Source organism: Agromyces sp. NPDC060279 (assembly GCF_042726785.1).
In the GTDB taxonomy this organism is placed as follows: domain Bacteria; phylum Actinomycetota; class Actinomycetes; order Actinomycetales; family Microbacteriaceae; genus Agromyces.
On the sequence record NZ_JBHXBK010000001.1, the window covers coordinates 177,609 to 197,525 of the forward strand.

Genomic DNA, 19,917 nt, shown 5'->3' on the forward strand with positions numbered 1-19,917 from the left:
ATTCCGCCGCCGCGACGACGGCTTCGTAGGATCGAGTCATTCCTGATCCGAAAGGGAGCTGCAGCGTGGCTGAACGAGCTGATGTCGTGTTCGTCGACGGGGTCCGGACCCCGTTCGGACGAGCCGGTGAAAAGGGCATGTACTGGAACACCCGGGCCGACGACCTCGCGGTCAAGACCATCACGGGGCTCCTCGAACGCAACCCCTCCCTGCCCCCGGCGCGAGTGGACGACGTGGCGATCGCCGCGACGACGCAGCAGGGCGACCAGGGCCTGACGCTCGGCCGCACCGCCGCGATCCTCGCGGGTCTGCCGATGAGCGTGCCCGGCTTCGCGATCGACCGCATGTGCGCCGGTGCGATGACCGCCGTCACCACCACCGGTTCGGGCATCGGCTTCGGCCAGTACGACGTGGTCATCGCCGGCGGGGTCGAGCACATGGGGCGGCACCCGATGGGCCTCGACGCCGACCCGAACCCGCGGTTCCTCGCCGAGAAGCTCGTCGCCGCCGACGCGCTCAACATGGGCAACACCGCCGAGCGGCTCCACGACCGCTTCCCCGAGCTCACCAAGGAGCGCGCCGACCGCTTCGGCATGCTGAGCCAGCAGAAGGTGCAGGCCGCCTACGACGCCGGCAACATCCAGCCCGACCTCGTGCCGGTCGCCCTGCGCACCGAGTCGGGCTGGGGCCTCGCCACGGAGGACGAGGGCCGCCGCCCCGAGACCACCATGGAGGGCCTCGCGACGCTGAAGACGCCGTTCCGCCCGCACGGCCGGGTCACCGCGGGCAACGCCTCGCCCCTCACCGACGGCGCCACCGCCGCGATCCTCGCGAGCTCCGACGCCGCCAAGGAGCTCGGCCTGTCCACGAAGATGCGCATGGTCAGCTTCGCGTTCGCCGGCGTCGAGCCCGAGGTCATGGGCATCGGCCCGATCCCCTCGACCGAGAAGGCGCTGAAGCGCGCCGGCCTCGACATCACCGACATCGGGCTCTTCGAGCTCAACGAGGCCTTCGCCGTGCAGGTGCTGAGCTTCCTCGACCACTTCGGCATCGCCGACGACGACGAGCGGGTGAACCCCTGGGGCGGCGCCATCGCGATCGGCCACCCGCTGGCCGCGTCGGGCGTCCGCCTGATGACCCAGCTCGCCCGCCAGTTCGAGCAGCGCCCCGACGTCCGCTACGGCGTGACGGCGATGTGCGTCGGCCTCGGCCAGGGCGGCACCGTCATCTGGGAGAACCCGCACCACAAGCGCTATGGAAAGGGTCGTTGAGCGACATGACCGACTACTCGAAGATCGACTTCTCCGAGCTCGCCGCCATGTCGGCCGACGAGGTCGTCACGCACTCGTACGTGCGCGACGTCCGCCTGCCGTCCGGCAAGACGCTGGCGCTCATCACCCTCGACAACGGGCGCGACCACACCCGGCCCACGACGCTCGGCCCGGTCACGCTGCTCGAGCTCGACGAGCGGCTCGTCGAGCTGCAGGCGCGCGCCGCGGCGGGCGAGATCGACGCCGTCGCCATCACCGGCAAGCCGTACTTCCTCGCCGCCGGCGCCGACCTCTCGAAGGTCGGCGAGATCCCGAGCCGCGAGGTGGCGCTCAAGATGGGTCAGCTCGGCCACTTCGTGCTCGGCAAGCTCGGCGAGCTGGGCGTGCCCTCGTTCTGCTTCATCAACGGCCTCGCCCTCGGCGGCGGACTCGAGATCGCGCTGAACTCCGACTACCGCACGGTGGACTCCTCGGCGCCCGGCATCGCGCTGCCCGAGGTCTTCCTGGGCATCATCCCCGGCTGGGGTGGTGCGTACCTGCTGCCGAACCTCATCGGCATCGAGAACGCGCTCAAGGTGGTCGTCGAGAACCCCCTGAAGAACAACCACATGCTGAAGGCGAAGGACGCCCTCGAACTCGGCATCGCCGACGCCATGTTCGCACCGGTGAACTTCCTCGAGGATTCGCTGAAATGGGCCGACGGCGTGCTCGGCGGCGCGCAGGTGAAGCGCCCGAACACGCCGGGCAAGCTCGAGCGGCTCGCGAAGTGGGATGTCGCGATCGGCATCGCCCGCAAGACGCTCGAGGCCCGCATCGGCTCCGTCGCGAAGTCGCCCTACGCCGCGCTCGAGCTGCTGAAGGCGGCCAAGAGCGGCACGAAGACCGAGGGCTTCGCCCGCGAGGACGAGGTGCTCGCCGATCTCATCGCCGGCGACCAGTTCCGTGCCTCGATCTACGCGTTCAACCTTGTGCAGAAGCGCGCCAAGCGCCCGGCGGGCGCCCCCGACCGGGAGCTCGCGCGCAAGGTGACGAAGGTCGGCATCATCGGGGCCGGGCTCATGGCGAGCCAGTTCGCGCTCCTCTTCGTCCGCCGCCTGCAGGTGCCGGTCGTCATCACCGACCTCGACCAGGCCCGCGTCGACAAGGGCCTCGGCTACATCCGCGACGAGATCGGTGCGCTCGAGCAGAAGGGCCGCATCGACGCCGACGAGGCCAACCGGCTCCGCGCGCTCGTCAGCGGCACGACCGACAAGGCCGACTTCGCCGACTGCGACTGGGTGATCGAGGCCGTCTTCGAAGACCTGGCGGTGAAGCAGCAGGTCTTCGCCGAGGTGGAGCCGCACCTCGCCGAGACGGCGATCATCGCGACGAACACCTCGTCGCTCTCCGTCGAGGAGATCGGCGCGAAGCTCGCCCACCCCGAGCGCCTCGTCGGGTTCCACTTCTTCAACCCGGTCGCGGTGATGCCGCTCATCGAGATCGTGCGCACGCCGAAGACCGACGACGCGACGCTCGCGACCGCGTTCGCGACCGCTGCGAAGCTCAAGAAGAGCGCAGTGCTCACCGCCGACGCCCCGGGCTTCGTCGTGAACCGCCTGCTCGCCAAGGTGATGGGCGAGGCGGCGCGCGCCGTCGACGAGGGCACCCCGGTTCCCGTCGTCGAGAAGGCGCTCGCCCCGATCGGGCTCCCGATGGGCCCGTTCGAGCTCATCGACCTCGTCGGCTGGGCGGTCGCCGCGCACGTGCAGGACACGATGGTGCGGGAGTTCCCGGAGCGCTTCTACGCCTCCGAGAACATGCACGCGCTCTCGAAGCTCGGCTCGCCCGTCGTCGAGAAGGACAAGCACGGCAAGGTCATCGACCTCAGCAAGGAGGCGAAGAAGGCCATCACGGTCGGCAAGACCCCGGTGGATGCCGCGACGATCCTCCGTCGCGTGGAGGACGAGCTCGCCGGCGAGATCCACCTCATGCTCGAGGAGCAGGTCGTCGCCGCCGCGGAGGACATCGACCTCTGCCTCATCCTCGGCGCCGGCTGGCCGTTCCAGGCGGGCGGTGCGACCCCGTACCTCGACCGAGTGGGCGCCTCGGAGCGGGTCTTCGGCGACACGTTCCACCACCCGCCGGTGCGCGGCGTCGGCGCCTGAGCCGAGCAGACGAACAGAACGGCCCGCGACGAGATCGTCGCGGGCCGTTCCCCGTGCGGGGCGCAGGCGGTCAGTCGGCCGCGCGGGCGACGACCGGCTGCGCGCCGGTGTCGCCGGACACGCCGCGGGCGTGCGGCAGCTTGGTGCCGAGCACCATCGCGGTGACGTCGTGGGCGATGTGCTGCGGGGTGAGCCCCACCCGTTCGAGGATCTCGGCGCGCGAGCCGTGGTCGAGGAACTCGTCGGGCAGGCCCAGTTCGGTCACGGCGGTGTCGACACCGGCCTCGCGGAGGTCCTGCCGGATGCGCGTGCCCACGCCGCCGACCCGGACGCCGTCCTCCAGCGAGACGACGAGACGGTAGCCCGCCGCGAGCTGCACGACGCTCTCGGGCACCGGCACGACCCAGCGAGGGTCGATCACCGTCGCGCCGATGCCGTGCGCCTCGAGGCGCTTCGCCACGTCGAGGCCGATGCCCGCCATCGGACCGACGGTCACGATGAGCACGTCGCGGCGCTCGGACTCGACGAGCACGTCGACGCCGTCGGCCGTGCGCCGGACCGCGTGGTACTCGGTGCCCACGGAGCCCTTCGGGAAGCGCAGCACGGTGGGCGCGTCCTCGACGCGCACCGCCTCGCCGAGTTCCTCGGCCAGGCGCACCGAGTCGCGGGGGGCGGCGATCCGGATGCCGGGGACGACCTGCAGGATCGACAGATCCCAGACGCCGTGGTGGCTCGGGCCGTCGGGCCCGGTGACGCCCGCACGATCGAGCACGAAGGTGACGCCGGCCTTGTGCAGGGCGACGTCCATCAGCAGCTGGTCGAAGGCGCGGTTCATGAACGTGGCGTAGACGGCGACGACGGGATGAAGGCCGCCGAAGGCGAGCCCGGCCGCACTCGTGACCGCGTGCTGCTCGGCGATGCCGACGTCGAAGACGCGGGACGGGAATCGCTCCGCCATGCGGTGCAGCCCGGTGGGGCGCAACATGGCCGCGGTGATGCCGACGAGTCGCTCGTTGTGCTCGGCGAGCTGCACGAGCTCATCGGCGAAGACGCTCGTCCAGCTCTTCGCGCCGCTCGTGTCGAGCGGTTCGCCCGACTCCGGGTCGATCTGCCCGACGGCGTGGAACTGGTCGGCCACGTCGTTTCGTGCGGGCTCGTAGCCGCGGCCCTTCTCGGTGATCGCGTGCACGATGACCGGGGCGCCGTAGTTCTTCGCCTGCCGGAGGGCGTCCTCCATCGCGTGCTCGTCGTGCCCGTCGACCGGGCCGACGTACTTGATGTCGAGGTTCGAGTAGAGCGCCTCGTTGTCGGTGAAGCGGGAGAGGAAGCCGTGCAAGCCGCCACGCACCCCGCGGTAGAACGCCTTCGCCGGTCCGCCGAGCCGCTCGAAGGCGTCACGGCTGGAGAGGTGCAGATTGCGGTAGGTGCGCTTCGTGCGCACGGAGTTCAGGAAGCGGGCCATACCGCCGATGGTCGGCGCGTACGAGCGGCCGTTGTCGTTGACGACGACGATGAGCTTGCGGGTGTTGTCGTCGGAGATGTTGTTGAGCGCCTCCCACGTCATGCCGCCGGTGAGCGCCCCGTCGCCGACGATGGCCACGACATGACGGTCGTGCTGCCCGGTCATCTCGAAGGCTTTCGAGATGCCGTCGGCCCAGGAGAGCGAGCTGGAGGCGTGCGAGGACTCGACGATGTCGTGCTCGGACTCGCTGCGCTGCGGGTAGCCCGCGAGGCCGCCGTTCTGCCGGAGCGTCGAGAAGTCCTGGCGGCCGGTCAGCAGCTTGTGCACGTACGACTGGTGCCCGGTGTCGAAGACGATGGCGTCCTGCGGCGAGGCGAACACGCGGTGGATCGCGATCGTGAGCTCGACCACGCCGAGGTTCGGACCCAGGTGGCCGCCCGTCTTCGCGACGTTCGCGACGAGGTGCTCGCGCACCTCCACCGCGAGCTGGTCCAGCTGCTCCCTCGTGAGACCGTCGAGGTCCCGAGGACCCCTGATCGTCTCCAGCAGGGTCATCTGCGCCGCCTTTCCGTGCGCCGCGACGTGGGGTGCGGCATCCGTCGATTCTACGCGACCCGAACGGCCGAGGCCGGGCGCTCCCTGAATGGAACGCCCGGCCTCGCCGAGTCGCCGCCCGCGTCAGACGAGCGAGCGCAGCACGTACTGCAGGATGCCGCCGTTGCGGTAGTAGTCGGCCTCACCGGGCGTGTCGATGCGGACGACCGCGTCGAACTCGACCGTCTGCTTGCCGGCCGGCGAGTGCTCGCTCGGCTCGGCGACGACGTGGACCGTCTTCGGGGTGGTGCCCTCGTTCAGCTGCTCGAGGCCCGAGATCGACACGACCTCGGTGCCGTCGAGGCCGAGCGAATCGGCCGACTCCCCCGCCGGGAACTGCAGCGGGACCACGCCCATGCCGATGAGGTTCGAACGGTGGATGCGCTCGAAGCTCTCGGTGATGACCGCCTTCACACCCAGCAGGCTCGTGCCCTTCGCCGCCCAGTCGCGCGAGGAGCCGGAACCGTATTCCTTGCCGCCGAAGATGACGAGCGGGGTGCCCTGCGCCTGGTAGTTCTGCGAGGCGTCGTAGATGAACGACTGCGGTGCGTCGGCCTTCGTGAAGTCGCGCGTGTACCCGCCCTCGACGCCGTCGAGGAGCTGGTTGCGCAGGCGGATGTTCGCGAAGGTGCCGCGGATCATCACCTCGTGGTTGCCGCGACGTGAGCCGTAGGAGTTGAAGTCCTTGCGCTCGACGCCGTGCTCGGTCAGGTAGTGACCGGCGGGGCTGTCGGCCTTGATCGAGCCGGCGGGCGAGATGTGGTCGGTCGTGACCGAGTCGCCGAGCTTCGCGAGCACGCGGGCGCCCGAGATGTCGGAGACGGGCGACGGCTGCATGGTCATGCCCTCGAAGTACGGGGGCTTCCGCACGTAGGTCGACTCCTCGTCCCACTCGAACGTCGAGCCGGTCGGCGTCGGCAGCGTGCGCCACCGCTCGTCGCCCTCGAAGACGCTCGCGTACTGCGTGGTGAACATGTCCTCGCTGATCGACGAGTCGATCGTGGCCTGCACCTCGGCCGCGTCGGGCCAGATGTCGCGGAGGAAGACGTCGTTGCCCTCGGGGTCGGTGCCGAGCGCGTCGGTCTCGAAGTCGAAGTTCATCGAGCCGGCGAGCGAGTAGGCGATGACGAGCGGGGGCGACGCGAGGTAGTTCATCTTCACGTCGGGGTTGATGCGGCCCTCGAAGTTGCGGTTGCCCGAGAGCACCGCGGTCACCGCGAGGTCGTTCTGCTGGATGGCGGCCGAGACCTCTTCGATGAGCGGGCCCGAGTTGCCGATGCAGGTGGTGCAGCCGTAGCCGACGGTGTAGAAGCCGAGGTCCTCGAGGTCCTGGGTGAGGCCGGCCTTCTCGTAGTAGTCGGTGACGACCTTCGAGCCCGGGGCGAGGGTGGTCTTCACCCACGGCTTGGCCTTGAGGCCCTTCTTCACGGCGTTGCGCGCCAGCAGACCGGCGGCGAGCATGACCGAGGGGTTCGAGGTGTTCGTGCACGAGGTGATCGCCGCGATCGTGACGGCGCCGTGGTCGAGCGTGTACTCGGTGCCGTCGGCCTCGACCACCTGCGTGGGCTTCGAGATCGAGGTCGGCGCGTGGCTCTTGTGGTGGTGCACGTGCTGGCTGTACTCGTCTTCCGGCGAGTTGGCGGGCGGGTCGGACGCGGGGAACGACTCGGCGATCTCGAGGTCGACGAGGTCGTGGTCGACCTCGGCGTAGTTCGTCAGGTCCTTCTCGAACTGCTCCTTGGCGGTCGAGAGGATGATGCGGTCCTGCGGGCGCTTCGGGCCGGCGATCGACGGCACGACGGTGGAGAGGTCGAGCTCGAGGTACTCGGAGAACACCGGCTCGTTCTCGGCGTCGTGCCAGAGCTTCTGCTCCTTGGCGTACGCCTCGACGAGCGCTAGCTGCTGCTCGCTGCGACCGGTCAGGCGGAGGTAGTCGACCGTGACGTCGTCGATGGGGAACATCGCGGCGGTCGAGCCGAACTCGGGGCTCATGTTGCCGATCGTGGCGCGGTTCGCGAGCGGCACCGAGGCGACGCCCGAACCGTAGAACTCGACGAACTTGCCGACGACGCCGTGCTTGCGGAGCATGTCGGTGATGGTGAGCACGACGTCGGTCGCGGTCACGCCGGTCGGGATCGAGCCGGAGAGCTTGAAGCCCACGACCTTGGGGATGAGCATCGAGACCGGCTGGCCGAGCATGGCCGCCTCGGCCTCGATGCCGCCGACGCCCCAGCCGAGCACGCCGAGGCCGTTGACCATCGTGGTGTGCGAGTCGGTGCCGACGCAGGTGTCGGGGTAGGCGCGGAGGACGCCGTCGACCGAGCGGTCGTAGATGACCTTGGCGAGGTGCTCGATGTTCACCTGGTGCACGATGCCGGTGCCCGGCGGGACGACCTTGAAGTCGTCGAAGGCCGTCTGGCCCCAGCGCAGGAACTGGTACCGCTCGCCGTTGCGCTCGTACTCGATCTCGACGTTGCGCTCGAGGGCGTTCTCGGTGCCGAACAGGTCGGCGATGACGGAGTGGTCGATGACCATCTCGGCCGGCGAGAGCGGGTTGATCTTGTTCGGGTCGCCGCCGAGGGCGACGACGGCCTCGCGCATCGTGGCGAGGTCGACGATGCAGGGCACACCGGTGAAGTCCTGCATGACCACGCGCGCGGGCGTGAACTGGATCTCGGTGTCGGGCTCCGCCGTGGGAACCCACGAGCCCAGCGCCTCGATCTGCTCCTTCGTGACATTCGCGCCGTCCTCGGTGCGCAGCAGGTTCTCGAGCAGCACCTTCAGGCTGAAGGGGAGCTTCTCGTACCCGGGCACGGTGTCGATGCGGAAGATCTCGTAGGATTCGTCGCCGACGCGGAGCGTGTCCTTCGCCCCGAAACTGTTCACTGCAGACACGATGTCCTCTCCTTCGCGAAGCCTGCCGCGAACGCATCGCGGCACTTCATCTTGCTCGTCAGACAGGGGGCCGATCCAGCAAGGGTAACCTAATGGCCCCGCCGCCGTCCCGCCCCGCGGATTCGAGCTATTTATCTCGACGTCGAGATAACTCTATCACTCGGCGGCGGCGTCCTTCGCCGGGTACACGGCGCGCACGACGAGCCAGGTGAACACGAGCACGAGAGCGTACAGCGGCACGCCCATGAGCAGCCGCGTCGCGCCGAGCGCCTCCACGTTCTGCGCGAAGTAGAACGGCAGCTGCACCGCGAGGCGGGCGACGAAGAGCCCGACCCAGACGAGGGTGAGGAACTGCGCAGCACGGAGCTTGCGGCGGTCCTGCCGCCACGCGAGGCCCTCGTTCATGAGGAAGCCGACGATGAGGCCGATCACCGGCCAGCGGACCAACACGGAGACGAGCAGTACGGTCGCGTAGACGCCGTTCGTCCAGAAGCCGAGCACGTAGTTGTCCTCGGCGCGGCCGGTCCAGAGCGAGAGCCCCGCCGAGGCGAGCACGCCGACGAGGCCGGCGATCGCCTGCGTCGGCTGGCCCTTGACCACCACCCGCGCGATCGTGAAGACCACGGCGAGCCCGACGGAGGCCGCGAGCGCCGGCACGAGCGCCGCCTGGGTCTCGAGGTGGGCGAAGCTCGTCAGCGAGCTGTAGACGACGAGGAAGACGAGGCCGGGCAGCAGCGCCTCGAGGATGCCGCGGACGCCGCCGATGGCCGTGAGCAGGTCACGCCCGCTGAGTCGCTCGTCGCGGGCGAGGGCGCCGAGTCCGCTGCGTTCCGCCGCCGCCGCGAGCTGGCGGCCGAACTCGCCGGCGAGTTCGGAGCGCTCGCCCGGCTCGACATCCGCCCGGGCGCCGTCGGCTCCGCCCGGTGCCGTGGGAGGGTTCACCGCGTCTCGGGGCGCGTCATCACCGGGCGCGCCGTCGCGCCGTTCGGCGTCGCCCGACATCACTGCTGCGGCTGGGCGCCGGTCGCTGGCATCCGCAGCGGAATCAGGTCGCGCGGCGGCATCGGCGTCGTCCCGCGGACGACGACGATCGAACGGAAGAGGTCCTCGACCTGCGCAGCGGCGGTGGGATCGACCGCCGCCTCCCCCGCGATCACGCCGCGGAGGAACCAGCGCGGACCGTCGACGCCGACGAAGCGGGCGAGACGCATCCGACCGCTCGCACCATCGGCGGCCGCCACCGGGATCTGCGCGAGCAGTTCCGGCCCGAACGCGCCGTCTCGGACGCTCGTCGTGCCGCCCTGCCGCGCGATCTGCTCGGCGATCTGGTCGCGGATCTCGTGCCAGAGGCCGCTCGAGCGCGGCGCCGCGAACGGCTGCACCTGGAGCGTGGAGTTCGCGTAGTCGAGGCCCACGGCGACGACGCGCTTCGAGCCCTCCTCGACCTCGAGCCGCAGGTGCAGGCCCTCGCGCGGCAGCACCTTCACGCCGCCGAGGTCGACGTAGGGGCGAACCGGGTTCGCCTCGGATTCGTCGAAGGGACCATCGGTCGCCCGGTTCTCGGGCGCCGACTTGGGGTGGTCGACGGGGCGCTCCGCGCTCCCGGCGTTCTCGATCTCGCTCACGCGTTCGCTCCTTGCTTCTGCTCGCCGAACCCCGTCGACCCGAACCCGCCCTCGCCGCGGTCGCTGCCGGGCAGGCGCTCGACCTCGACGAAGCGCGCCCGGCTGACCGGCATGACGACGACCTGGGCGATGCGGTCGCCCGCCTCGATCGCATACGGTTCGCGCGCGTCGGTGTTCAACAGTGCGACCTTGATCTCGCCGCGATACCCGGCGTCGACGGTGCCCGGCGCGTTCACGATGGTGATGCCGTGCTTGAAGGCGAGCCCGGAGCGCGGCACCACGAAGGCGACGTAGCCATCGGGCAGCGCGATGGACACGCCGGTGCCGACGGTGGCGCGCTCACCGGGGGCGAGGACGATGGACTCGGCGGCGTGCAGGTCGGCTCCGGCGTCGCCCGGGTGGGCGTAGCTCGGGACCCGCTCGGCCGTGATCAGGACGTCGACGGAATCGCTCACCGTTCGAGGGTAGTGCAGAAGTCTGGTGGGATAGAGACATGCCCGTGTACCGCGAGAAACTCTGGCCCACTCCCTGGATCTACATCGTGAGCCTGCTGCTCGTCCCGTCGAGCATCCTGGTGCTCGCGCCCGTGTCGATGCCCGCGGGCATCGTCACGGGGATCGTGCTCTACCTCGCCGTCGTCGGAGCGCTCAGCCTCACGGCGCCGGTCGTCGAGGTGCTCGATGGCCGGCTCCGCGCCGGACGGGCGGAGATCGAGCTCGCCCACACCGGCGAGGCGGTCGCCGCCGAAGACGCCGCGGCCAGGGCCGAGCGCGGCACCGGGCTCGACGCGCGGGCGTTCCTCGTCATCCGGGGCTGGGTGCAGCCGGTGGTGCGCATCCCGATCACCGATCCCGCCGACCCCACGCCCTACTGGCTCGTCTCGAGCCGCAGGCCCAAAGAACTGGCCGCCGCGATCAACGGATCGCGACGGCCGGAGTAGGGGCGGGTGCGCCGCTCAGGCGGCGCACTCGAGGCAGATCGGCCCGAGCTTGGTCTCGTGGTCGATCTGCGAGCGGTGCTTCACGAGGAAGCAGCTGACACAGGTGAACTCGTCCGCCTGCGGCGGGAGCACGACGACGTCGAGCTCGACATCCGAGAGGTCGGCGCCGGCGAGGTCGAAGCTACCGGGGTTGTCGGCGTCTTCGACGTCGACCACACCCGACATCTTGTCGGGGACGCGTTCCTTGAGGGCCTCGATCGACTCCGAGTCGTCTTCGGTCTTCCGTGGGGCGTCGTAGTCGGTTGCCATTCCCATCCATTCCTTCACGCCGAGGATTCGGCGGCGTTAGTCTGCATGAAATCATCGGCGTAAGCAAACCATCGCCCGAGAGCCCTTCGGCTCTCGCTGCCTGGTCAACTTCCGGCACGCCCGGGGTATTCCCGGAGCACGGCCGATTCGCGTGGCATCCTTGGCGGGAACGCAGGCACGGAAGGGTTCTCGCCATGCAGGAACTGAAGGTGATCGGGGTCGAGGACGGCGCACTCCTCGTGGCCACTGAAGACGGCGCGCGCTTCCGGATCGTGGTGGACGACGTGCTGCAATCGCGCATCCGCCAGGCCCAGCCCGAGCAGCACCAGGGCCCGAAGATCCCGCCCCGCGAGATCCAGGCGCACATCCGCTCCGGCCTGTCCGCCGAGGACGTCGCGGAGATCACCGGGGCCGCGGTCGAGTACATCCGCCGCTTCGAAGGACCGGTCGTCGCGGAGCGCGAGCACATCGTGAACTCCGCCCTCGCTGTGCCCGTCGCGACCGCGATCGAGCCCGACGGCGACGAGCCGGCCTCGTTCGGCTCCGCCATCCGCGATCGCCTCGCCCGCCTCGGCGCGAGCGGCGAGCGGTGGGCGAGCTGGAAGGACGAGGAGCGCGGGTGGATGGTGAAGCTCGAGTTCACCGTCGACGAGATCGAGCACGACGCCCGCTGGAGCTTCGAGCCGCGCAAGCAGGCCCTCCAGCCGCTGAACTCCGAAGCGATCACCCTCTCGCAGCAGGGCGAACTCAAGGGCGGGCTGATTCCCCGCCTGCGCGCCGTCGACGGGGACGCCTCCCGTTTCGACAGCGGCGCCTTCACGCTCGAGGAGCCGGAGCACGGCGAGTTCGACACCGCCCCGCAGCTCGAACCGCTCCCCTACGCCCGCAGCACGCCGCAGTCGAGCCCCGCGGTCACTCGTGCCGCGATCAAGCGCGCGGACGAGCCGGCCCCGGTGATGGGCGAGACGGCCGACCTCCTGGAGGCGCTCCGCCGTCGCCGGGGCGAGCGTGAGTCCGCCGGCGAGGCCACGGCGAAGCCGGCCGAGCCGACCCCGCTGCTCGAGCAGCCCGAGCTCCCGCTGCCCGCGGAAGCGGTCGCGCCGTCGAGTCCGAAGGCGAAGAAGGCCGAGTCCGGCGAGGAGCGCCCAGCCAAGGCCGCACGCGGCCTCTGGGGCGGCAAGCAGCAGAGCGGTGGGCGCGGGGACGCGGCCCCGGCTAAGAAGAGCTCCAGGGCCTCCATGCCGAGCTGGGACGAGATCGTCTTCGGCGCGCGCCCCGACGACGACCTGGCCTGATCACCGACCCGCCGGGCGCACCGCCGCTCGCGCGGCGCCGCGCCTCAGGCCGACTTCTCCTGGCGGCGCTGCTTCACCGGAACGATCGTGGGGGCCGCGTTGTCGATGACCGCGGCCTTCGTGACGACGACCCGGGCGACCCCGGTCGAACTCGGCACCTCGAACATGATCGGCCCGAGCACCTCTTCCATGATGGCGCGGAGGCCGCGCGCTCCCGTCTGGCGGAGCACGGCGAGGTCGGCGATCGCCTCGAGCGCGTCCTGCTCGAAGTCGAGGGCGACACCGTCGAGCTCGAACATGCGCTGGTACTGCTTCACGAGCGCGTTCTTCGGCTCGGTGAGGATCTCGATGAGCGCCTCCCGGTCGAGCGGGGTCACCGTCGCGACGACGGGCAGCCGGCCGATGAACTCCGGGATGAGGCCGAACTTGTGCAGGTCTTCCGGAAGCACCTCGCTGAAGAGCTCCGCGTCCTCGCGCTTGGAGTGCAGTGGGGCGCCGAAGCCGATGCCACGCTTGCCCGCGCGCGAGGAGATGATGTCTTCGAGCCCGGCGAACGCGCCGGCCACGATGAACAGCACGTTCGTCGTGTCGATCTGGATGAACTCCTGGTGCGGGTGCTTGCGCCCGCCCTGCGGGGGCACCGAGGCGACCGTGCCCTCGAGGATCTTGAGCAGCGCCTGCTGCACGCCCTCGCCGGACACGTCGCGGGTGATCGACGGGTTCTCGGCCTTGCGGGCGATCTTGTCGACCTCGTCGATGTAGATGATGCCGGTCTCTGCGCGCTTGACGTCGTAGTCGGCGGCCTGGATGAGCTTCAGGAGGATGTTCTCGACGTCTTCGCCGACGTACCCCGCCTCGGTGAGCGCGGTGGCGTCGGCGACGGCGAACGGCACGTTCAACTGCTTGGCGAGCGTCTGCGCCAGGTAGGTCTTGCCGCAGCCGGTGGGGCCGATGAGCAGAATGTTCGACTTCGCGATCTCCACGTCGTCGTGGGCTCGGTCGGCCGTGGTCAGCGTGGTCTTCGCACGGATGCGCTTGTAGTGGTTGTAGACGGCGACGGCCAGTGCGCGCTTCGCGGGCTCCTGCCCGATCACGTACTCCTCGAGGAAGGAGAAGATCTCCTTCGGCTTCGGCAGCTCGAACTCGCCGGCCTCGGTCTCGCCGGCCTCGGCCAGGCGCTCCTCGATGATCTCGTTGCAGAGCTCGACGCACTCGTCGCAGATGTAGACGCCGGGGCCCGCGATGAGCTGCTGGACCTGCTTCTGGCTCTTTCCGCAGAACGAGCACTTCAACAGGTCTGCGCTCTCTCCGATGCGTGCCATCGCATCCTCCCTCTCAGCGGTCTGCTCCGAGCCTAACCCGTGCCGCCGTCGTTGCGGCGGAGCGGCGCAGGATCGGCGACGGCGTGGCGATCCGCTTCAGTCGATCAGGTGCCGGAGATACCGCCGGGGGTCGTCGAGGAAGGACCGTGTGTGCTGCACGATCTCGAGCTCGGCCCAGTCGACCCTGCGCAGTCCCCACTCCCCCAGTTCCAGGATCGTCGCACCCGGGAGGGCGGCGAGCACGGGCGAGTGCGTCGCGCAGACGATCTGGGTCCCGTCCGCGGCCATCTCGGCGAGATTCGCGAGCCACGTCAACGTCGAGGCGAAGGAGAGCGCCGCCTCGGGCTCGTCGAGGCAGACGAAGCCGGCGGTGTAGTGCGGGTGGTTCAGCTTCTCGGCCAGCAGCGCGTTGAAGGACTCGCCGTGACTCAGCGCGTGCAGGTGCCGGTCCGGGCTGTCCGGGAGGGCCTCGAGGTAACTGTAGTAGCCGTGCATCGTCTCGGCCCGGAGGAAGAAGCCCCAGCGCGGGGCGCCGCCGGACCGCTCGATGCCGAGCCACTCGCCGAGCGGCGATTCCGAGGGCCGGGTCGTGCCGCCGCCGTGGCTGCTCCCGCCCTCGGCCGGAAGACCGTAGGCCATCGCGATGCCCTCGATGAGCGTCGACTTGCCGCTGCCGTTCTCACCCACGAGGAAGGTGACCCCGACGGGGAGCTCGAGCCCGCCCTCGGCGAGGAGCTGGGCGATCGCGGGCACCGTCGCGGGCCACGCCCGGCGGTCGACCGGGGCACCCGGCCGGACGTAGAGACGACGAACGGCGCGCCGGTCGTCCAGCGCGCCGTTCGTCATCGGAGGTGCCGGACTCAGCTCGTGAGCGCGGGCAGCGTCTTGCGCGAGGTGAGCACCTGATCGATGAGACCGTACTGCATGGCCTCCTCGGCCGAGAGGATCTTGTCGCGGTCGATGTCCTTGTTGACCTCCTCCTGGCTGCGCTTCGAGTGCTTCGAGAGCGTCTCCTCGAGCCAGGTGCGCATGCGCAGGATCTCGGCCGCTTGGATCTCGATGTCGGAGGCCTGCCCGTGCCCCGCCTCGCCCATCGCGGGCTGGTGGATCAGGATGCGGGCGTTCGGCAGCGCGAGGCGACGACCCGGCGTGCCGGCTGCGGCGATGACCGCCGCGGCGGAGGCCGCCTGGCCGAGCACGACCGTCTGAATCTGCGGACGGATGTACTGCATCGTGTCGTAGATCGCGGTCATCGCCGTGAAGGAGCCGCCCGGCGAGTTGATGTACATCATGATGTCGCGCTCGGGGTCCATCGACTCGAGCACGAGCAGCTGCGCCATGATGTCGTCGGCCGACGCGTCGTCGACCTGCACCCCGAGGAAGATGATGCGATCCTCGAAGAGCTTCGCGTAGGGGTCCTGGCGCTTGAATCCGTACGCCGTGCGCTCCTCGAAGCTCGGCAGGATGTAGCGCGAGCCGGGGGCCTGCACGCCGGAGAAGGCGGTGCCGCCGTAGGCGGGGCCGGTGAAGGCTGGCATGGTCATTCGCTCGTTCTCTCTCTCGTTCACGCCTGGTTCGTTCCGCCGCCGCCCGCGACATCGAGCGCGGACTCGCGGATGTGGTCGACGAAGCCGTACTCGAGCGCCTCCTGCGCGGAGAACCAGCGGTCGCGGTCACCGTCGGCGTTGATCTGCTCGACGGTCTTGCCGGTCTGCGCGGCCGTGATCTCGGCCAGGCGCTTCTTCATGTCGAGGATGAGCTGGGCCTGCGTCTGGATGTCGCTCGCAGTGCCGCCGAAGCCGCCGTGCGGCTGGTGCAGGAGCACCCGCGCGTTCGGGGTGATGTACCGCTTGCCCTTGGTGCCCGCGGTCAGCAGCAGCTGCCCCATCGAGGCCGCCATGCCGATGCCCACCGTGACGATGTCGTTCGGCACGAACTGCATCGTGTCGTAGATCGCCATGCCCGCCGTGATCGAACCGCCCGGCGAGTTGATGTAGAGGTAGATGTCCTTCTTCGGGTCTTCGGCGGCGAGCAGCAGAAGCTTCGCGGCGATCTCGTTCGCGTTGTCGTCGCGCACCTCGGAACCGAGCCAGATGATGCGGTCCTTCAGCAGTCGATCGAATACACCCGGCTGCGGTGTCTGTTCGGCCATGGATGTCGCTCCGTTTCGTTGTCGCGTTGCATCGAATCTATCCGGTGCAACCGCGCGGAACGGGGCTGTTCGCCCTAGGCGGATGACGCGTCGCCGCCGAGGGCCGCGGCGTACGCGGCGAGCGAACGGCGGTACTGCGGCAGGTGCGGAACGAGGGCGGCCATGAGCTCGGCGCTCGCGCGCCGCTCGCGCCCGAGATCGATGAGCGCGAGCGCACGGAACGCCGTCACCGCGTCGCCCAGCTCGTGCGGCTCGGCGGCGGCCTCGTCGAGCAGCACGAGCGACTCGCTCGGCCGGCCGAGGTTCCGCAGCGTCGACGCGAGCTGGATGAGCGCCTCGACCCGCGCCCGCCCCGCGAGTCCGAGCTCGAGGGCCCGCCGGTACCCCGCTTCGGCCTCGCGCTCCAAGCCCGCCGCGTCGCGCGCGCCGGCCGCCTCGAAGGGCCCCCGTGGATCGCCGGCGGGCAGCTCGGCCGCCAGCGCATCGATACGCCGGATCACCTCCGAATCGCCGAGCGCCTCCGCGTCCGCCCAGACGGCGTCGACGGCGTCCTGCCAGTCCGCTGCGGTCATCGCCCGTCCCTTCGGGGTCGTGCCGGAACGCGAGCGGGGGCCGGGCCACCGGCCCGACCCCCGCTCACGGAATCAGCTGCTTACGCGTCCGACTTCTTGGCGGCGCGCTTCTTCGGCGCGGGCTTCTCGGCCTCCGCCTCGTCGCTCGCCTTCTTCGTGGCGCGCTTCTTCGGCGCGGGCTTCTCGGCCTCTTCGGCCTCCTCGACGATCTCCTCGGCCTCGGCGACGACCTCGGCCTCAGCCTCGGCCTCGTCCTCGCCGACGGCGGTGAACTCGCTGAGGTCGACGGCCTTGCCGTCGGCGTCGGTGACCTTCGCCTTGCCGAGCGCGATCGCGAGCGCCTTGTTGCGGGCGACCTCGCCGACCATCGCCGGGATCTGGCCCTGCTCGCTCAGGATCTGCACGAACTCCTGCGGGTTCATGCCGTACTGTGCGGCGCCCTGCACGAGGTACTGGGTGAGCTCGTCCTGGCTGACCTGGACGTTCTCGACCTCGGCGATCTTGTCGAGGATGATCTGCGACTTGAAGGACTTGGTGCTCGCCTCGGTGACCTCGGCGCGGTGCTCGTCGTCCTCGAGGCGGTTCTCAGACTCGAGGTGGCGGTGCACCTCGTCCTCGATGACCGAATCGGCGACCGGCACGTCGGCGAGCTCGATGAGCTTGTCGACGAGCAGGTCGCGGGCCTGGGTGCCCTGACCGAAGGTCTTGTTGCGGGCGACCTGCTCCTTGAGGGAGTCGGTGAGCTCGGCGATGGTGTCGAACTCGCTCGCGATCTGGGCGAAGTCGTCGTCGGCCTCGGGGAGCTCGCGCTCCTTCACGGCGGTGACGGTCACGGTGATCTCGGCGTCGGCGCCCTCGTGCTCGCCGCCCAGCAGGCGCGAGGTGAAGGTGGTCGTCTCGCCCGCGGTGAGCGAGTCGAGCGCCTCGTCGATGCCGGCGAGGAGCTCGCCCGAGCCGACCTCGTAAGAGATGCCGTTGGCGGTGTCGACCTGGGTGCCGTCGATCTCGGCGACGAGGTCGAGGGTTACGAAGTCGCCGGTCTTCGCCGGGCGGTCGACCGTGATCAGCGTGCCGAAGCGGCTGCGCAGACGGTCGAGCTCCTCGGTGACCTCGTTCTCGTCGATCTCGACCGAGTCCACGGTGAGCTCGAGGCCGTCGTAGGCGGGCAGCTCGATCTCGGGACGCACGTCGACCTCGATCGAGAGCAGCAGATCGCCCGAGAAGTCCTTCTCGTTCGGCCACTCGACGATGTCGGCCGCCGGGCGGCCGAGCGGGCGGAGCTCGTGCTCGGTGACGGCGGCGCGGTAGAAGCCGTCGAGGCCCTCGTTGACCGCGTGCTCGAGCACGGCGGCCTTGCCGACGCGCTGGTCGATGATGGGCGGCGGCACCTTGCCCTTGCGGAACCCGGGCACGTTGATCTGCTCGGCGATGTGCTCGTACGCGTGGGCGATGCTGGGCTTCAGCTCCTCGGGCGACACCGTGATGGTGAGCTTGGCGCGCGTGGGGCTCAGCTTCTCAACCGAAGTGGTCGGCATGTGGAAGTTCTCCTGTTGTGTGGAAGTTCGTGTCGAGCCAGGCGACTCGTCGGGGCGACAGGATTCGAACCTGCGACCTCCCGCTCCCAAAGCGGGCGCTCTAGCCAAGCTGAGCTACGCCCCGAGTCGCTACTCAACTCGTCGCCACCCGCGCGGGCATGCCGAAGCAGACCGGGACGCGGATGACCCGAGAAAGTCTACTGCACGGCGCGGGGCTGCTCAGGACACCCGGAGCGATGCCGCGAGCGAGCGCGGACGGAGCTGAATCGGAGGGGATGACGGGAATCGAACCCGCGTAATCAGTTTGGAAGACTGAGGCTCTACCATTGAGCTACATCCCCGATGCGCCTCTCGGCACGGTTCGATCGTAGTGCACATCCGCGGGGTCGCCGTGCACGGCCGGCCTGCACGGCCCGATCGAGTGTGGCATCCGACCGTAGTGAGGTTCGCCTCCCCTTCGCAAGCCCTGCCTTCCCTTGCTTGAAATAGATCCTGAGCTGCGTAGCGTTGAAGGTGACATCGACCGAGGGAAGGCGGAACAGATGACCGACACCATGGCTCCGAAGACCGGCGCGAACGCCGAGGTCGCCTCCGGGGTGGCCCAGTTCTTCACCCCCATCGTGCACGAGCTCGTGACGCTCGCCGTGAACGGCAAGCAGGCGCACTGGCACGTCCGCGGGATCAATTTCCTCCCGGTGCACGAGTTCCTCGACACCGTCGTGGAGCACGCGCAGGGCTGGGCCGACGAGGCCGCCGAGCGGGTGATCGCGCTCGGGCTGCCGATCGACGCCCGCCTCGCGACCGTCGCCAAGCAGACCGCGGGGGCGAACCCCAAGTCCGGCTTCAAGCCGTCCGAGGACACCATCGCCGACGTGATCGCCCAGATCGACGTCGCCACCGAGAAGGTGAACGCCGCGATCGAGGGGCTCGAGACGCTCGACCCGTCGAGCCAGGACATCGCGATCGCGATCCGTCAGGGCCTCGACAAGGACCGCTGGTTCCTCTCGGCGCACCTCAGCGTGAGCTGAGCCGCGAGCGCGACGAGGAGGGGCCGGGATCCGCGAGGATCCCGGCCCCTCCTCATGCCCGGCGACGGCGGGGCTCAGCGCTGCAGCCAGGCGAGCACGGCGAGCACCCGGCGGTGATCGGTGCCGGAGTCCTCGAGTCCGAGCTTCTGGAAGATCGAGGTCACGTTCTTCTCGACCGCGCCGACGCCGATGAACAATTGCGCGGCGATGCCCGCGTTCGTGCGACCCTCGGCCATGAGCTCGAGCACCTCGCGCTCGCGAGGCGTCAGACGCTCGAGCGGATCGGCCCGGCGGCTCAGCAGCTCGCGCACGACCTGCGGGTCGAGCACCGTGCCGCCCTCGCTCACCCGCCGCACCGCGTCGTCCAGCTCGTCGAGCGAGGCGACGCGGTCCTTCAGCAGATAGCCCATGCCACCGTCGCCGGAACTCAGCAGCTCGTGCGCGTAGGTGCCCTCGACGTACTGGCTGAGCAGGAGCACCCCGAGCCGGGGATAGCGGCGGCGCAACTCGATCGCCGCACGCACGCCCTCGTCGCGGAAGCTCGGCGGCATGCGCACGTCGAGCACGGCGACGTCGGGCACGTCGCCGCCCACCGCCGCGAGCAGCTGCTCGGCGTCGGGGTACGACCCGACCGTCTCGAAGCCGGCTTCGTCGAAGAGCCGGACGAGCCCCTCACGCAGGAGCACGGAGTCCTCGGCGAGCACGACGCGGAGCTGGCCGCGGGCGGGGTCTGGCATGCCCCAACCCTAGCGGCGCGGGCCGGGCAGCCCGGC

18 protein-coding genes and 2 tRNA genes are annotated in these 19,917 nt (G+C 69.9%); 5 read left to right on the forward strand and 15 right to left on the reverse strand.

The features are described from left to right. Positions 1-65 precede the first annotated feature (65 nt). Together ACFWE1_RS00845 and ACFWE1_RS00850 are read left to right on the forward strand one after the other, a co-directional pair. A complete protein-coding gene (locus ACFWE1_RS00845; RefSeq protein WP_376931683.1) occupies positions 66-1,271 on the forward strand; it encodes a thiolase family protein in 1,206 nt (401 codons plus the stop codon). A 5-nt stretch (positions 1,272-1,276) separates the two neighbouring features. After that, entirely contained in the window at positions 1,277-3,415 is a 2,139-nt protein-coding gene (locus tag ACFWE1_RS00850) for a 3-hydroxyacyl-CoA dehydrogenase NAD-binding domain-containing protein (RefSeq protein WP_376931684.1), read from the forward strand. Between the two features lie 70 nt (positions 3,416-3,485). Here ACFWE1_RS00850 and dxs read toward each other — a convergent pair whose 3' ends face one another. From dxs to dut, 5 genes are all read right to left on the reverse strand, one after another. Then, positions 3,486-5,432, reverse strand: coding sequence for a 1-deoxy-D-xylulose-5-phosphate synthase (dxs, locus tag ACFWE1_RS00855; protein WP_376931685.1), 1,947 nt, complete (start codon positions 5,430-5,432; stop codon positions 3,486-3,488). Positions 5,433-5,555: 123 nt separating this feature from the next. Beyond that, positions 5,556-8,366, reverse strand: a complete 2,811-nt coding sequence (locus ACFWE1_RS00860) for an aconitate hydratase (RefSeq protein WP_376931686.1) — start codon at positions 8,364-8,366, stop codon at positions 5,556-5,558. A gap of 156 nt (positions 8,367-8,522) precedes the next feature. Continuing rightward, complete coding sequence (locus ACFWE1_RS00865) at positions 8,523-9,308, reverse strand: DUF3159 domain-containing protein (RefSeq protein ID WP_376931687.1); 786 nt, start codon at positions 9,306-9,308, stop codon at positions 8,523-8,525. A 59-nt stretch (positions 9,309-9,367) separates the two neighbouring features. Next, positions 9,368-9,982 carry a DUF3710 domain-containing protein gene (locus ACFWE1_RS00870; protein WP_376933045.1) on the reverse strand — a complete coding sequence of 205 codons (615 nt, stop codon included), beginning with the start codon at positions 9,980-9,982 and terminating at the stop codon, positions 9,368-9,370. Between the two features lie 5 nt (positions 9,983-9,987). Further along, positions 9,988-10,446 (reverse strand): dUTP diphosphatase, encoded by a 459-nt coding sequence (dut, locus tag ACFWE1_RS00875; RefSeq protein WP_230763313.1) that lies wholly within the window; start codon positions 10,444-10,446, stop codon positions 9,988-9,990. A 38-nt stretch (positions 10,447-10,484) separates the two neighbouring features. On the opposite strand from dut, the gene ACFWE1_RS00880 reads away from it, so the two are divergent. Then, positions 10,485-10,931 carry a DUF3093 domain-containing protein gene (locus ACFWE1_RS00880; RefSeq protein ID WP_376931688.1) on the forward strand — a complete coding sequence of 149 codons (447 nt, stop codon included), beginning with the start codon at positions 10,485-10,487 and terminating at the stop codon, positions 10,929-10,931. A 15-nt stretch (positions 10,932-10,946) separates the two neighbouring features. Here the strand turns inward: ACFWE1_RS00880 and ACFWE1_RS00885 are convergent, their stop codons facing one another. Next, a complete protein-coding gene (locus tag ACFWE1_RS00885; RefSeq protein ID WP_189084861.1) occupies positions 10,947-11,240 on the reverse strand; it encodes a DUF4193 domain-containing protein in 294 nt (97 codons plus the stop codon). 194 nt (positions 11,241-11,434) lie between these two features. On the opposite strand from ACFWE1_RS00885, the gene sepH reads away from it, so the two are divergent. Then, a complete protein-coding gene (gene sepH, locus ACFWE1_RS00890) occupies positions 11,435-12,535 on the forward strand; it encodes a septation protein SepH (RefSeq protein WP_376931689.1) in 1,101 nt (366 codons plus the stop codon). Between the two features lie 44 nt (positions 12,536-12,579). Here sepH and clpX read toward each other — a convergent pair whose 3' ends face one another. The 8 genes from clpX to ACFWE1_RS00930 all read right to left on the reverse strand — a co-directional run bounded on the left by clpX (position 12,580) and on the right by ACFWE1_RS00930 (position 18,457). Continuing rightward, complete coding sequence (clpX, locus tag ACFWE1_RS00895) at positions 12,580-13,857, reverse strand: ATP-dependent Clp protease ATP-binding subunit ClpX (RefSeq protein ID WP_376931690.1); 1,278 nt, start codon at positions 13,855-13,857, stop codon at positions 12,580-12,582. Between the two features lie 96 nt (positions 13,858-13,953). Further along, complete coding sequence (locus tag ACFWE1_RS00900; protein ID WP_376931691.1) at positions 13,954-14,703, reverse strand: AAA family ATPase; 750 nt, start codon at positions 14,701-14,703, stop codon at positions 13,954-13,956. Positions 14,704-14,717: 14 nt separating this feature from the next. Further along, complete coding sequence (locus ACFWE1_RS00905) at positions 14,718-15,395, reverse strand: ATP-dependent Clp protease proteolytic subunit (protein WP_376933046.1); 678 nt, start codon at positions 15,393-15,395, stop codon at positions 14,718-14,720. Between the two features lie 26 nt (positions 15,396-15,421). Then, complete coding sequence (locus ACFWE1_RS00910; protein WP_243568198.1) at positions 15,422-16,009, reverse strand: ATP-dependent Clp protease proteolytic subunit; 588 nt, start codon at positions 16,007-16,009, stop codon at positions 15,422-15,424. A gap of 74 nt (positions 16,010-16,083) precedes the next feature. After that, positions 16,084-16,581, reverse strand: a complete 498-nt coding sequence (locus tag ACFWE1_RS00915) for a tetratricopeptide repeat protein (protein ID WP_376931692.1) — start codon at positions 16,579-16,581, stop codon at positions 16,084-16,086. 80 nt (positions 16,582-16,661) lie between these two features. Then, on the reverse strand, positions 16,662-18,116 hold the full coding sequence (tig, locus tag ACFWE1_RS00920; RefSeq protein ID WP_376931693.1) for a trigger factor: 1,455 nt from the start codon (positions 18,114-18,116) through the stop codon (positions 16,662-16,664). A gap of 49 nt (positions 18,117-18,165) precedes the next feature. Then, a tRNA-Pro gene (locus ACFWE1_RS00925) sits at positions 18,166-18,240 on the reverse strand. 146 nt (positions 18,241-18,386) lie between these two features. Then, positions 18,387-18,457: transfer RNA gene (locus tag ACFWE1_RS00930), tRNA-Gly, on the reverse strand. Between the two features lie 201 nt (positions 18,458-18,658). On the opposite strand from ACFWE1_RS00930, the gene ACFWE1_RS00935 reads away from it, so the two are divergent. Beyond that, a complete protein-coding gene (locus tag ACFWE1_RS00935) occupies positions 18,659-19,144 on the forward strand; it encodes a Dps family protein (RefSeq protein WP_243568195.1) in 486 nt (161 codons plus the stop codon). Between the two features lie 74 nt (positions 19,145-19,218). On the opposite strand, the gene ACFWE1_RS00940 is transcribed toward ACFWE1_RS00935, so the two are convergent. Beyond that, complete coding sequence (locus ACFWE1_RS00940) at positions 19,219-19,881, reverse strand: response regulator (RefSeq protein ID WP_376931694.1); 663 nt, start codon at positions 19,879-19,881, stop codon at positions 19,219-19,221. Positions 19,882-19,917 lie beyond the last annotated feature (36 nt).

Excerpts from the sequence above, each read along its gene's own strand:
- ACFWE1_RS00850 (WP_376931684.1), top strand. The coding sequence starts at position 1,277 with ATGACCGACTACTCGAAGATCGACTTCTCCGAGCTCGCCGCCATGTCG.
- ACFWE1_RS00880 (WP_376931688.1), top strand. The coding sequence starts at position 10,485 with ATGCCCGTGTACCGCGAGAAACTCTGGCCCACTCCCTGGATCTACATC.
- ACFWE1_RS00905 (WP_376933046.1), bottom strand. The coding sequence starts at position 15,395 with ATGCCAGCCTTCACCGGCCCCGCCTACGGCGGCACCGCCTTCTCCGGC.
- ACFWE1_RS00900 (WP_376931691.1), bottom strand. The coding sequence starts at position 14,703 with ATGACGAACGGCGCGCTGGACGACCGGCGCGCCGTTCGTCGTCTCTAC.
- ACFWE1_RS00885 (WP_189084861.1), bottom strand. The coding sequence starts at position 11,240 with ATGGCAACCGACTACGACGCCCCACGGAAGACCGAAGACGACTCGGAG.
- ACFWE1_RS00915 (WP_376931692.1), bottom strand. The coding sequence starts at position 16,581 with ATGACCGCAGCGGACTGGCAGGACGCCGTCGACGCCGTCTGGGCGGAC.
- ACFWE1_RS00910 (WP_243568198.1), bottom strand. The coding sequence starts at position 16,009 with ATGGCCGAACAGACACCGCAGCCGGGTGTATTCGATCGACTGCTGAAG.
- clpX (WP_376931690.1), bottom strand. The coding sequence starts at position 13,857 with ATGGCACGCATCGGAGAGAGCGCAGACCTGTTGAAGTGCTCGTTCTGC.
- tig (WP_376931693.1), bottom strand. The coding sequence starts at position 18,116 with ATGCCGACCACTTCGGTTGAGAAGCTGAGCCCCACGCGCGCCAAGCTC.
- ACFWE1_RS00935 (WP_243568195.1), top strand. The coding sequence starts at position 18,659 with ATGACCGACACCATGGCTCCGAAGACCGGCGCGAACGCCGAGGTCGCC.
- ACFWE1_RS00940 (WP_376931694.1), bottom strand. The coding sequence starts at position 19,881 with ATGCCAGACCCCGCCCGCGGCCAGCTCCGCGTCGTGCTCGCCGAGGAC.
- dxs (WP_376931685.1), bottom strand. The coding sequence starts at position 5,432 with ATGACCCTGCTGGAGACGATCAGGGGTCCTCGGGACCTCGACGGTCTC.
- sepH (WP_376931689.1), top strand. The coding sequence starts at position 11,435 with ATGCAGGAACTGAAGGTGATCGGGGTCGAGGACGGCGCACTCCTCGTG.